The sequence below is a fragment of the Amphritea atlantica genome (assembly GCF_024347255.1).
GTDB classification, from domain to species: Bacteria; Pseudomonadota; Gammaproteobacteria; order Pseudomonadales; family Balneatricaceae; genus Amphritea; species Amphritea atlantica.
On the sequence record NZ_AP025284.1, the window covers coordinates 662,019 to 674,774 of the forward strand.

General features: G+C 52.6%; 13 protein-coding genes. 12 read left to right on the forward strand and 1 reads right to left on the reverse strand.

The window, feature by feature from the left end; all coding sequences use genetic code 11:
* The first annotated feature begins 85 nt into the window (after nucleotides 1-85).
* The 10 genes from OCU43_RS03035 (at nucleotide 86) to OCU43_RS03080 (ending at nucleotide 8,132) form a co-directional block, all read left to right on the forward strand.
* The gene (locus OCU43_RS03035; RefSeq protein ID WP_261832966.1) at nucleotides 86-1,015 is read left to right on the forward strand and encodes a catechol 2,3-dioxygenase; all 930 of its coding nucleotides are present in this window, start codon (nucleotides 86-88) and stop codon (nucleotides 1,013-1,015) included.
* A 230-nt stretch (nucleotides 1,016-1,245) separates the two neighbouring features.
* Entirely contained in the window at nucleotides 1,246-2,706 is a 1,461-nt protein-coding gene (locus OCU43_RS03040; protein WP_091361509.1) for a 2-hydroxymuconic semialdehyde dehydrogenase, read from the forward strand.
* Between the two features lie 7 nt (nucleotides 2,707-2,713).
* The gene (gene dmpE / locus OCU43_RS03045; protein WP_091361518.1) at nucleotides 2,714-3,511 is read left to right on the forward strand and encodes a 2-oxopent-4-enoate hydratase; all 798 of its coding nucleotides are present in this window, start codon (nucleotides 2,714-2,716) and stop codon (nucleotides 3,509-3,511) included.
* The gene (dmpH, locus tag OCU43_RS03050; RefSeq protein WP_091361507.1) at nucleotides 3,508-4,305 is read left to right on the forward strand and encodes a 2-oxo-3-hexenedioate decarboxylase; all 798 of its coding nucleotides are present in this window, start codon (nucleotides 3,508-3,510) and stop codon (nucleotides 4,303-4,305) included. Before dmpE ends, dmpH begins: the two co-directional genes overlap by 4 nt.
* A gap of 9 nt (nucleotides 4,306-4,314) precedes the next feature.
* The gene (locus OCU43_RS03055) at nucleotides 4,315-4,542 is read left to right on the forward strand and encodes a tautomerase family protein (RefSeq protein ID WP_091361506.1); all 228 of its coding nucleotides are present in this window, start codon (nucleotides 4,315-4,317) and stop codon (nucleotides 4,540-4,542) included.
* Nucleotides 4,539-5,456 (forward strand): acetaldehyde dehydrogenase (acetylating), encoded by a 918-nt coding sequence (locus OCU43_RS03060; RefSeq protein ID WP_091361504.1) that lies wholly within the window; start codon nucleotides 4,539-4,541, stop codon nucleotides 5,454-5,456. The genes OCU43_RS03055 and OCU43_RS03060 overlap by 4 nt, the downstream gene beginning before the upstream one ends.
* Complete coding sequence (gene dmpG / locus OCU43_RS03065) at nucleotides 5,453-6,496, forward strand: 4-hydroxy-2-oxovalerate aldolase (protein WP_091361502.1); 1,044 nt, start codon at nucleotides 5,453-5,455, stop codon at nucleotides 6,494-6,496. The genes OCU43_RS03060 and dmpG overlap by 4 nt, the downstream gene beginning before the upstream one ends.
* A 24-nt stretch (nucleotides 6,497-6,520) precedes the next feature.
* Nucleotides 6,521-7,297 carry an SDR family NAD(P)-dependent oxidoreductase gene (locus OCU43_RS03070; RefSeq protein WP_091361501.1) on the forward strand — a complete coding sequence of 259 codons (777 nt, stop codon included), beginning with the start codon at nucleotides 6,521-6,523 and terminating at the stop codon, nucleotides 7,295-7,297.
* A 93-nt stretch (nucleotides 7,298-7,390) separates the two neighbouring features.
* Nucleotides 7,391-7,816 carry a tautomerase family protein gene (locus tag OCU43_RS03075; RefSeq protein WP_091361499.1) on the forward strand — a complete coding sequence of 142 codons (426 nt, stop codon included), beginning with the start codon at nucleotides 7,391-7,393 and terminating at the stop codon, nucleotides 7,814-7,816.
* The gene (locus tag OCU43_RS03080; protein ID WP_091361497.1) at nucleotides 7,809-8,132 is read left to right on the forward strand and encodes a 2Fe-2S iron-sulfur cluster binding domain-containing protein; all 324 of its coding nucleotides are present in this window, start codon (nucleotides 7,809-7,811) and stop codon (nucleotides 8,130-8,132) included. Before OCU43_RS03075 ends, OCU43_RS03080 begins: the two co-directional genes overlap by 8 nt.
* Before the next feature lie 72 nt (nucleotides 8,133-8,204).
* On the opposite strand, the gene OCU43_RS03085 is transcribed toward OCU43_RS03080, so the two are convergent.
* Nucleotides 8,205-9,125, reverse strand: coding sequence for a LysR family transcriptional regulator (locus tag OCU43_RS03085; RefSeq protein WP_091361495.1), 921 nt, complete (start codon nucleotides 9,123-9,125; stop codon nucleotides 8,205-8,207).
* Nucleotides 9,126-9,393: 268 nt separating this feature from the next.
* On the opposite strand from OCU43_RS03085, the gene OCU43_RS03090 reads away from it, so the two are divergent.
* The gene (locus tag OCU43_RS03090) at nucleotides 9,394-10,236 is read left to right on the forward strand and encodes a WD40/YVTN/BNR-like repeat-containing protein (RefSeq protein ID WP_245756631.1); all 843 of its coding nucleotides are present in this window, start codon (nucleotides 9,394-9,396) and stop codon (nucleotides 10,234-10,236) included.
* A gap of 49 nt (nucleotides 10,237-10,285) precedes the next feature.
* Entirely contained in the window at nucleotides 10,286-12,730 is a 2,445-nt protein-coding gene (locus tag OCU43_RS03095; RefSeq protein ID WP_091361492.1) for an efflux RND transporter permease subunit, read from the forward strand.
* Nucleotides 12,731-12,756: the final 26 nt, after the last annotated feature.

Sequence of the window (12,756 nt, forward strand, 5' to 3'; positions counted from 1 at the left end):
AAACACTGCCCGATAGTATTTAACAACAGTGATGCATTGTGTGTCATGGTTATAAAAATAAAATAAAAATACAGGAGCTTTTGTTATGGCAATGACCGGTGTATTGAGACCTGGACATGTCCAGATCCGGGTGTTTGATCTGGAAGAGAGTGCGCGCTTCTATCGTGATGTTATGGGGCTGGTTGAAACCGGTCGTGATGATCAGGGTCGGGTGTATTTCAAGTGTTGGGATGAACGGGATCATAACAGTTACATCATCCGTCAGGCTGAAGAAGCAGGAATAGATTTCTTCGGTTTTAAAGTGCTCAATGCCGCAACGCTGGATAAGCTGGAAGCGGATCTGAATGAATATGGTATTGCAACCACCCGTATGCCTGCCGGGGATATGCTGGAAACCGGTGAGCGGGTTCGCTTTACTTTGCCAACCGGTCATGTGATGGAGCTGTATGCTGAGAAGAGCGCCGTCGGTAATGGCCTGACCAATGCCAATCCGGGGCCCTGGAATGAGGCCAGTGAACATGGTATTGCGCCGGTTCGACTGGACCACATGTTGTTGTACGGACCGAATGTGGCCGCTAACAAAAAGATCTTCGAAGAGATTCTGGGTTTCTTCCTGGTAGAGCGGGTATTGGCTGAGGATGGTGAGTTTGAAGCCGCGCTGTGGCTGTCCTGTTCCCACAAAGTCCACGATATCGCTTTTGTTGAACACCCGGAGCCTGGCAAGTTGCACCACTGTTCGTTCCTGATGGAGAGCTGGGAGAAGGTGCTGCGTGCCGGTGATATTATGTCGATGAATGAGGTTTCCGTGGATATTGGCCCGACCCGTCACGGCATTACCCGCGGCTGTACTATCTATGCCTGGGACCCTTCCGGTAACCGCTTTGAAACCTTCATGGGTGGTTATCAGCCCTATCCTGATTACGAAACCATCACCTGGGACTGGGATCATTTCCCTCAGGGGTTGGATTATCCGCAACGCAAACTGCATGAGTCATTCCTGACAATCGTCACTTGATAATTAACTCAACTGCATAGCGAATGATCGCTATGCAGTTTTTAACCTTCTTAACCTTTTTAAATTTGTACAGGTTACTGATTGCACCTTCCTGAAGGATTCTAAGCTTAGTTTTGATACCTAATAAGTATTAGTTGTGTCTATAAACAGTATTAGACGGTATCTGAATGGCTGCATAAACTGGATGGAATAGAAAGATGCCAGCAGTAATCAAACAAAGGTGAGCAGCAATGCATCAAGTTAATAACTTTATAAATGGTGAGTTTGTTGGGGCTGAATCGGGGCGCCGGTTTGACAAGCGCTCACCTGTGGATAACCGCGTCATTGCCACTGTCGCTGAAGCCGGCCGTGTCGATGTTGATCGTGCCGTGGCAGCAGCAAAAGCGGCTTTGACCGGAGAGTGGGGTCAGTTAACTGTCGATCAGCGGGTTGATCTTCTGTACGGCGTTGCCGATGAGATTACCCGTCGCTTTGATGATTTTGTCGACGCAGAGATGGCGGATACCGGTCAGCCGCACCATGTGATGACCCATGCTTTTATCCCCCGGGGGGCAGCTAACTTCAAAGTGTTTGCCGACATTATTAAGAATGTACCCACCGAAAGCTATCAGATGGCCACTCCCGATGGTCGTGGTGCCCTCAACTATGGGCTACGGGTGCCGAAAGGTGTTATTGGCGTTATCTCCCCCTGGAACGCTCCCTTCCTGCTGATGACCTGGAAAGTGGGGCCGGCACTGGCGTGCGGCAACACCGTGGTGGTCAAACCCTCCGAAGAAACGCCGCTGACCACCACCCTGCTGGGTGAAGTGATGAACAGCGTTGGCCTTCCTAAGGGTGTGTTTAATGTGGTACACGGTTTTGGCCCCGATTCGGCCGGTGAGTTTCTGACGCAGAACCGGTCGGTGGATGCCATTACCTTTACCGGTGAAACCCGAACCGGCACTGCCATTATGAAAGCGGCCGCCGAAGGGTGTCGCGATGTGTCTTTTGAGATGGGTGGGAAAAACGCCGGCATTGTGTTCGCTGATGCCGATTTTGATGCCGCCGTGGATGGCATTTTTCGTTCAGCTTTTCTGAATACCGGTCAGGTCTGTCTGGGCACAGAGAAGGTTTATGTCGAACGGCCTCTCTTTGAACGATTCGTCAATGCATTAAAGCAGAAAGCGGAAGGGGTGAAGTATGGCCGTCCTGAAAACCACGGGTCCAACTATGGTCCGCTGATCAGTCGGGAACATCAGGATAAAGTGCTCTCTTACTATCGCAAAGCGGTGGAAGAGGGGGCCACGGTGGTTACTGGCGGGGGAATCCCTGAGATGCCCGCTGAACTGGCTGAAGGTAACTGGGTTCAACCTACGATCTGGACTGGCCTGCCGGAAACGGCCAGCGTTGTCCGCGAAGAGATCTTTGGCCCCTGCTGCCATATCTGTCCCTTTGATAATGAGCAGGAGGTTGTTGGCAACGCCAATGCCAATGAGTATGGACTTTCCACTACTATCTGGACCAATGATCTGGCCCGTGCTCACCGCATGGCGGCAGCGATTGATGTTGGCATTACCTGGATTAACAGCTGGTTCCTGAGGGATCTGAGAACCGCATTCGGGGGGGCGAAACAGTCCGGAATCGGTCGTGAAGGCGGTGTGCACTCTCTCGAGTTTTATACCGAGATGCGCAATGTCTGCGTCAAACTGTGAGGTGGTTATGGATAAGGATTTAATTAACTCGTTGGGTGATGAGCTGTATAGCGCATTTCTGACACGCAGCACGATTACCCCTTTTACCGAGCGGGATCTGGATATCACGCTGGAACAGGCCTACCAGATACAACAACGTTTTATCGCCCGTCGACTGGAAGCGGGGGAGACCGTGGTCGGCAAAAAGATCGGTGTCACCAGTAAACCGGTACAGCAGTTTCTGGGGGTGTATCAGCCTGATTTTGGCATTCTTACCTCGGATATGCTGATCGCTGGAGACAATGTTATCGATCTGGACGGCTTGATTCAGCCGAAAGCTGAGGCAGAGCTGGCGTTCGTTCTTAAAGAGGATCTCAACGGCCCCGGTATTACCGCGATGGATGTGATCCGGGCGACCGACTATGTGGTGCCCTGTTTCGAAATTGTCGATTCCCGCATAACCGACTGGAAAATCAAAATTCAGGACACCGTTGCCGACAACGCTTCCTGTGGTGTTTACGTGCTGGGTGATGTGCAAGGCGATCCGCGCAAACTGGATCTGACCCTGGCGGGGATGGTGCTGCATAAAAATGGTGAACTCTACTCAACCAGTGTGGGGGCTGCGGTGCAGGGATCGCCGGCGAATGCGGTTGCCTGGCTGGCAAACACTCTGGGTGAGCTGGGTATCCCCTTTAAGGCCGGTGAGGTGATTCTGTCAGGCTCCCAGTCGGAGCTGGTGGCGGTGCAGCACGGTGACGAACTCGAGTGCAATGTCGGTGGTCTTGGCCGCTGTAAGGTTAAATTTTCCGGGAGAAGCGCGGTATGAAAACGACCCTGAGCCGAGAGGCGGTAGTCCGCTTATGTGAACGTGTTGAAGGCGCACAAACCCGGGCCTATGCAATCCCTAAACTGACTGATGAATACCCGTCGATGACCATGGCCGATGGCTATGCGATTCAGACTGAGTTACGCAAGCGCTTTATAGAACAGGGCCATAAGCTGATTGGCTGGAAAGCGGGACTGACTTCCCGGGCGAAGATGAAGCAGATGGGGGTCGATCAGCCCTCAATTGGCTTTTTGACCGACAAGATGGCCCGCCCGGAAAACTCGGTGATATCAACCGCTGATCTGGTGCATCCACGGGTCGAGTGTGAAATCGCATTTGTCACCCGGGAAAAACTGGTGGGGCCGGGCTGCACCGCAGAGGATGTGCTGCAGGCAACCGATTATGTACTGCCCGCGATTGAGGTGATCGATTCACGCTTTTCCGGTTTTAAATTTGATCTGGAAAGCGTGGTCGCAGACAACGGCTCGTCAGCGCGTTTTGTCGGCGGTGGTCGTCCCCGTTATGTGGACGAGCTGGATCTGCCCACCATCGGTGCAGTACTGGAAAAAAATGGTGAGATTGTTGAGATGGGTGCCGCTGCGGCGGTGATGGACCATCCGGCGGCCGCGGTTGCCATGCTGGTGAATATCCTCGCCGATATGGGAGAGGAGCTGCCTGCAGGTAGTTTTGTCATGAGTGGAGGGATCACTGCTGCAGTTGCCGTGTCGCCTGGAGACCACGTTATTGCCCGGTTCCAGGAGCTGGGTTCGATCTCTGTCCGGTTTGGGGAGTGAGGGATAATTATGCCGATTATTGAAGTTCATATTTTGGAAGGACGTAGCTCAGAGATTAAGGCCCGCGCAGCGGCAGCCATCTCTAAGGCTGCGGCAGAAGGTTTTGGTGTCAGCATCGATACCGTACGTATTCTGGTAACCGAACATAAAAAAGATGAGTTCTATGTGGGAGGACGAGCAGGGCGGGCATCCGATCAGGCCAGGTTAGCCTCCCTTATGGAAGAGGATAAGTCATGAAAAAGATCAGATGTGCATTGATCGGATCAGGCAACATTGGCACCGATCTGATCTATAAAATACAGCGCAGCGAACTGCTGGAGCCGGTGTGGATGGTCGGTATCGATCCTGAATCAGAAGGTCTGACACGGGCCGCTGCGATGGGATTGAAAACCACCTATGAAGGCATTGACGGCTTACTCCCTCATGTGTTGGAAGATGAGATTCAGATCGCGTTTGATGCCACCAGTGCTTATGTGCATGCCGAGAACAGCCGCAAGCTGAATGAACTTGGGGTGATGATGATCGATCTGACGCCCGCAGCGATAGGCCCTTTGTGTGTACCGCCGGTAAACCTGAAGCAGCATGCTGAAAAAGTGGAGATGAACGTCAATATGATCTCCTGTGCGGGTCAGGCGACGATTCCGATTGTCAGTGCTGTGTCGCAGATACAGGGCGTCGAATACGCTGAAATTATCGCCAGCCTCTCCTCTAAATCGATCGGTCCCGGCACCCGGGCTAATCTTGACGAATTTACCTATACCACTTCCAACGCGATTGAAGTGGTAGGCGGTGCGAAAAAGGGTAAGGCGCTGGCGATTATCAACCCGGCAGAACCACCGATGATTATGCGTAACACCATCTACTGTCTCACCGAAGGCGAGCCGGACGAGGAAAAAATCACCGCGTCGGTGCTGGCGATGATCAAAGAGGTGCAGAAGTATGTACCGGGTTACAAACTGGTGAATGGCCCGAGCTTTGAGGGCAATAAGGTCGCTGTGTTTATGGAGGTTGAGGGGCTGGGGGATTATCTGCCTAAGTATGCCGGTAACCTCGATATTATGACGGCTGCGGCAACCCGTACAGCGGAGATGTTTGCCGAGGAGATACTCGCCGGAACAATTCAACTAAACCCTGTGGAGGTGGCGTCATGAGCGATCTGAACGGACGTAAAGTCATTCTGCATGATATGTGTCTGCGCGATGGTATGCATGCCAAGCGGGAACAGATCTCGGTCGAGCAGATGGTCAAAGTTGCGACCGCTCTCGATGATGCCGGGATGCCCTATATTCAGGTGACCCACGGGGCGGGTCTGGGCGGCAACTCGCTGCAGCATGGTTTCGCCCTGGCCAGTAATGAAGAATATATTGAAGCGGTTGCGTCGCGGATGAAGCAGGCGGTGGTATCTGTCCTGCTGCTGCCGGGGCTGGGCACCATGAAAGAGCTGAAGTCCGCCTATGATTCAGGCGCCCGCAGCGTACATGTGGCAACCCACTGTACCGAAGCGGACACCTCGCCGCAGCATATTGCCTGTGCCCGTGAGTTGGGGATGGATACCACCGGTTTTCTGATGATGTCTCACCTGTCTGATGCCAGTTCGCTGGCTCAGGAAGCGAAAAAAATGGAGTCCTACGGTGCCAATACTGTCTATATCACTGATTCTGCTGGCTTCATGTTGCCGGAAGATGTTACTCAACGTGTCACTGCTCTTCGGGATGTCCTGAAACCGGAAACGGAGATCGGTTTCCATGGCCACCACAATATGGGGCTGGGAATCTCCAACTCCATCGCGGCTATTGCGGCGGGTGCATCACGTATTGATGGCTCAGTGGCCGGTCTGGGAGCTGGGGCGGGTAATACGCCACTGGAAGTCTTTATCGCGGTCTGCGAACGGATGGGCATCGAAACCGGTGTCGATCTGTTTAAAACTATGGATATTGCCGATGAGATTATCTTCCCGATGATGGATCACATTGTCCGGGTGGATAAGGACTCTCTGACCCTCGGCTATGCCGGGGTTTATTCGACTTTCCTTTTGCATGCCAAACGTGCTGCAGAAAGGTTTGGTGTTCCGGCCCGGGATATCCTGGTGGAACTGGGACGCAAAAAGATGATCGGTGGTCAGGAGGATATGATTCAGGACACCGCGATGACCATGGCGAAACAGCGTGGTTTATTGAAACAGAATTTTTAACGGGTCGACTGAAAGGCGGTTGAGATGAAAACAGATTTTAAGGGTGAAACGGCGATTGTGGTCGGAGCAACCGGCGCTTTTGGTCAGGCGATTGTCGGGCGATTATTGAATCGAGGGCTGAAGGTGGTTGCTGTAGCGCGTTCAGCAACCAGTTTGCAGGCCTTGTCAGAAACCCATGCGGGTGTCACTCCCTGTGTGGCTGATATCAGTGATGACAGCGCCATTGAGGCGATTCGTACAGTGCTGGATGGCGCTGTTTTGAATAGCGCTGTCAGGGCGGTGGTGCACGGCCCGGGTGTTGGCGTGGCTGGCGGAATTCTCGAAGCGCCAACGGCGACAATGGTTGATGCTGTGAATATCAAAGTCGGTGGCTTGTTGCGCCTGAGTCGGGCTGCCGACAGTTTTCTGACTGAGGGCAGCCGACTGATCTCTATTGGTGGCCACTACGGTCTTGAACCCACCGCCTACGCCGCCTCTGCTGGTGTTGCTAATGCTGCGTTGTTCAACGTTTCGCGGCAGCTGAGTCTGGCTTACGGTGACCGGGGTATCACAGCGCATGTCATAGCGCCAGGCCCTGCTGATACCGAACGGTTGAGAAATGTTGCTGTGGCCCGGGCAGAGATGCGCGGCTGTACGGTTGATGATGTGCTGGATGAGATGAAAGCGGAGTCCTCTATCAGTGCCTTCACCACGCCAGAGCAGGTGGCCTGGGCAGTGGATATGCTGATCGATCCGGAAGCGACCGCTATGACCGGATCAACACTGATGCTGGACTCTGGGCGTCGTCGGGGATTGCCATAGAAAATATAGCGAAGAACTCTGGATTCACGGAGTTCTTCTATTATTAAAACAACAGGCGCATAAGCAGTGATAACAATAACAGGATGCTAAACGATGCCAGTCGCAAAATTCCATCTGTCCGAAGCACTGATTACCCAGGAATCCGCCCGGCAGATATTACAACAGGCCAGTGCCATCTATGCTGAGGTGCTGGACAGCCCGATTGAACGGACGCGGGTGTTTATAAGCAGCTATAACCCGGATTATGTCGCGGTTGGCGGTGAGGTTTGTAGCGATTCTGAAAAGATAATGGCGTTCTTTGAGTTCATTGTGCTGGAGGGACGTTCTCTGGAGCAGCGAACGGCAATCGGCGAACAGTTTACTCAACTGCTATGTCATACCCTCAACATTGATCGCTCACTGATCAGAGGCTATTGCAGCTTAGTCAGGCCGGAGGACTGGTATATTGCCGGAAACCCCGCCAGTGCTGTGAGAAAAGCGGAAGTGGATGCCCGCAAACAGGGGCAGGGCAATGGCTAGTTTTCGGGTAACCCTGGCAGAACAGGATGAAGCCTATGATTGCCGGGAAAATGAATCAGTTCTCCATGGCATGGCGCGGCTGGGCAAAAAAGGGATTCCTCTGGGCTGCCGGGGTGGTGGTTGTGGGGTATGTAAAGTCAGGGTGCTGTCCGGCGAGTATAGCCGTCAGGTGATGAGTCGCTGTCATGTGAGTGAAGCTGAACTGGAAGCGGGCTGTGTGCTTGCCTGTCGCACCTTTCCTGAAAGTGATCTTGAGATTGCGGTGATCGGTAAAATGTCAAAAAATATTCTCGCCAAACGGGAACCATCCGAATAGCATTGCGCTAGCCCTCTTTATTTTTTTCTATCAGAGCTCTGGAGAGTGCTTCGGGGCACTGTTCTGCTACGCTTAGCACAGTTCATCCAGGCTGCGGTTATCCTTGATGGTACGAAACTCCTTCAGGGTTTCGAGAAACGCCTTTAGCAACGGTGACTCATCATCGTTTCTGTAGATGCAGCTCAGATCGACCTCTGCTTCATCCGGTGTATCAGACAGCGGCTTATAGACTACGCCGGGAATGCTTAGCACGGTGGCTGATTCGGGCACCAAACAGGCGCCAAAGCCACTGGCAACCAGGGCGACTCCGGTAACCGCATCACCGACCTCCTGGGATATATCGGGGGTGAATCCGGCCAGTTGGCAGAGCCTGATAGTCTTGTCGATAAAGTTAGGGCGCCCCGCTGTTGGGTACATCACCAGAGGAAACTCTCTGATTTTTTCAAAGGGTATATGTTCCAGTGACGCCATCGGGTGTTTGGTGCTGATCGCCAGTCTGAGCTTTTCCATTGATACCAGCTCTGAGCTGATATCCGCCAGGGGGGCCAGTAAGCGGTTAAAACCTACGCTGATACGCTTCTGTCTCAGTGCCTTAATTTGCTCACCCTTACCCATGGTATGAAGGACGATATTGACTTCCGGGTAACGCTCTTTGAAGAACAGCAGCATCTTGGGGATATCCCCCATGATACCGGAACCAAATATAGCGATATCCATACGGCCAAGGCGTCCCTGTCCCGCTTTCTGGGTGCGCTCAGTCGCCTGCTCTATGAGGCTGAAAATATTTCTCACCTCCTCCCTCAGTAGTGCCCCTGCATCGGTCAGCTCCATCCCTTTAGGGTTGCGACTGAAAAGAGTGACGCCTAATTCTTCCTCGAGTTGCTGAATCTGTCGGGTCAGCGGCGGCTGTGAAATATGCAGTACTTTGGCCGCTCTGCCGATATGTTTCTCATCCGCCACCACCTTGAAATATCTGAGTTTACGCAGATCCATTATTCGTTCACCTGTTTCGGTTTGAATTCATTGATACCTTAAAAGTATTAAGATGGAATATCAATAGTATTGGATGGTAATGAGTTGCCTGCGTTATTTTGTCTGTCAGGAGTGAGAATTCTCCCAACATTAGTAAACAGTGCAGGCGTAAGTCATGTTTATAAAAATAACAAATAACAGGCAGCTCAGATCAACGTTAGTTTTTGCTCTGACAACTTTTCTCGCAGGATGCGAGGCTCCCCTGAATCTTGAGGGGGTTGAAACAGAGATGAGTAAAGCGGTGCATCGCACCGATCAGTTGCTGGGTGTGGCAGTCAGCCAGAATCAGGTGGTTGTTGTCGGTTCCGATGGCGTGGTGCTGACCAGTCCTGCTAGCGAGCTTAACTGGCAGCGGCAGCAATTGAGTAACAATCCCAACTTTGTCGATATAAAACTCTGTCCCGATCAGTCACTTATCGCCCTGAGTATGGAGCATCAGCTGTGGATCAGTGAAGACCAGGGACAGCATTGGCACAGCAGTGACATCCCCACTCAGGAAAGCCTGACCTCAGTGGCCTGTGGGCCTGATAACAGTTACTGGGCTGCCGGTAGTTTCAGCACCCTGGTCAGTAGTCATGATAAAGGTGCCAGCTGGACTGAACAGAGCCTCAACGAAGATGCCGCCATCTCTACGGTGCAGTTTTTTGATAGTCAGAATCTGATTGCCACCGGGGAGTTTGGACTGCTGGCCCGCTCTGAGGATGGTGGTGAAAACTGGACGATGCTCGATCCGATCCCCAACGAGTTTTTCCCCATGACCAGCTATTTCAGTGATCCCTCAACCGGCTGGGTCGCAGGGCTGGGAGGCACCATTCTATACACCGATGATGCTGGCCAGAGCTGGCAGACTGAGGATACCCCGACTGATTCACCGATCTATAACTTTTACGCCCGGGATGGCCGGTTGTTCGCCTTTGGAGACCACGGCACGGTATTGGAACGGCAGGACGACCGCTGGCGCAAACTGGATAGCCCCAATATTCCGGTCTACCTGCGGGACGGCAAGTTACTGGATGACAAACGCCTGCTGGTATCCGGCGGCTGGGGAGCCCTCTTTACGGTCGATATCTGAGCCTTTCTGCAGGCGGATTTAAATAATAATAATTTCTGGAACTACGGATATGTCTGATAAAGCATCTGCACAATCCCATAAGATTACTCATCTGCTACACAATCTGGATGAGCGGATTTTCAATAGCCCTAAAATTGTGCTGGGGCTGATTCTGGTAGTTACTCTGTTCTTTGCCAGCCAGATTCCCGGCGTAAAAATGTATTCTGATTTTGCCGATCTGTTGCCTCAGGAACACCCCTATATCGTGTTGCATAACGAGATTAAGGAGTCCTTTGGCGGTGCCAATGTGGTGATCGTCGGGGTTGAGGTTGAAAACGGCGATATCTTCAGTAATGAAGCGCTGGCGCGGATTCACCGTATCACTCAGGCGGTGGATAACCTGCCGGGGGTTAACCACAACCTGGTGGCCAGTATCACCCATCGCAACTCCCGCAAAGTATGGATGACGCCTGAGGGCAACGTGAATTCTGAATCCTATTATGATCCGCAGGGTGGCGAATTGAGTGCGGCTGAGCTGGAAACGTTGCGTCAGGACATTGTCGCCAACCCCCGTGTCTATGGCCCTCTGGTCAGTCCGGATATGAAGATGGCGCTGGTGAAAGCGCAGCTTAACGAGGGTCAGCTGGATTACGTTAAAACCTTTGATGCGATTCAGCAGATGCGTGCCGATGAGGGCGCAGAGGGTTTCAGCATTCATGTGACCGGGCAGCCAATGCTGGTGGGCTGGGCCTATCAGTATCTGGGACAGATTATCCAGATCTTTATGTTTACCGCGCTGATTATGATTGCGCTGCTGGTGTTCTATTTCCGTAAAGCCTATGGCGTGTTGATCCCGCTGGCCGCAGTGGTGGTATCAACTATCTGGGGGCTGGGGATTATCTCCCTGTTTGGCTACAACCTCGATCCATTGGGGCTGGTGATCCCTTTCCTTATTTCTGCCCGGGCGATGTCTCACGGTATCCAGATTGTTGAACGTTACTATCTGGAACTGAATGACCATGCGGACCATCACAAAGCCGCTAAGCAGACCTTCGAAAGTCTGTTCCGTCCTGGCAGTCTTGGGGTGGTGTCTGATGCGATCGGTTTGTTGTTGATCGCCATCGGTTCCATCCCGCTGAACACAAAGCTGGCGCATTATGCCTCGCTGTGGGCTCTGTCGATCATCATTACCGTATTGCTGGCGGTGCCGATGTTGCTGTCGGTGTTGCCGAAACCAAAAAACTATGCCGTAAAACACAATGTATTTCGTAATGTGGGTTATGTCTGCGCGGACCTGATCAGTACCCGTAAGGCGGCTAAGAATGCATTGCTGATCGGTGCGCTGCTATTGGTGGGAGGCTGGTATGCCTCATCGAAAGTGGTGATTGGTGAATCGGAGCCAGGCTCACCGATTCTCTATCAGGATCACGACTATAACGTCTCTTCCGGTGCTATTAATGACAGTTTCCCAGGCTCGGAAGAGCTCTATATCGTCGCTGAAACCAGTGAGAAAGGCGGCATCAAACGGCCGGAAGTATTGAAAGCGCTGGCAGACCTTGAACGTCATATGCTGATGGACCCCGGCGTCGGTGGTGCCAAAGGGATTCCCGATCTTGTTAAACAGGTGAATCGTCTACTGCACAACGATGATCCGCGCTGGATGCAGATCCCCGATGATGCTCAGTATGTGGGGGGGCTGATGTTTACCTACATGATGTCCAGCCCGATCCCCGGGGCACTGAATGAGTTTGTCGATACCGATGAGCGGGTCGCCAATCTGGTGTTCTATTACAAAGACCATCAGGGCGAGACTATTCGCCGGGCAATCTACACCGCCAAGCAGTGGATCGATGCCAATGAAGGCAAGGTCGAGGGACTGAAGATCCGTCTGGCGGGGGGCACTATTGGGGTCACTGCGGCGATGAATGAAGCCGCCTATGAGACCAATCTCTGGGTGCTGCCGCTGGTGTTCCTGCTGATCTTCGCCATGGTGATGTTTTTCTACACCTCGCTGCAGGCTGGCATGATGATGTTCATGGCGATGATGTTCGCCACCACGCTGACCTACGCCTATATGGGCATCACCGGGATGGGGATCAATATCAACACCGTGCCGATCATCGCGGTCGGCGTCGGGGTTGGGATTGACTATTCCATCTACATGATGGACCGCATCCGCTCTGAGATGGTGTTGCAGCATAACCTGAGTGCTGCGGTACGTACCGCGATCCGGACTACGGGCCTGGCGGTGAGTTTCACCGCTATCACTCTGATCGCTGGCATTGTCATGTGGGTGGTGCTATCTGATCTGCGCTTCCAGTCCGATGCTGCACTACTGCTGAGCGTGATGGTTATTCTCAACGGTGCTGCGGCAATGTTGCTGGTACCTGCCTGGGTGCTGGTGTTCAAACCTAAATTTATTTGTGCCGCCTATGAAGATGAGGATGGTGTGATCCACGCGGATGCGCTGGGTGATGATCGTTCACCCAAAAGCGCTACGACACCCGTTTGTTAAAAACCAAAAACCTGAAAGGGGTTAAA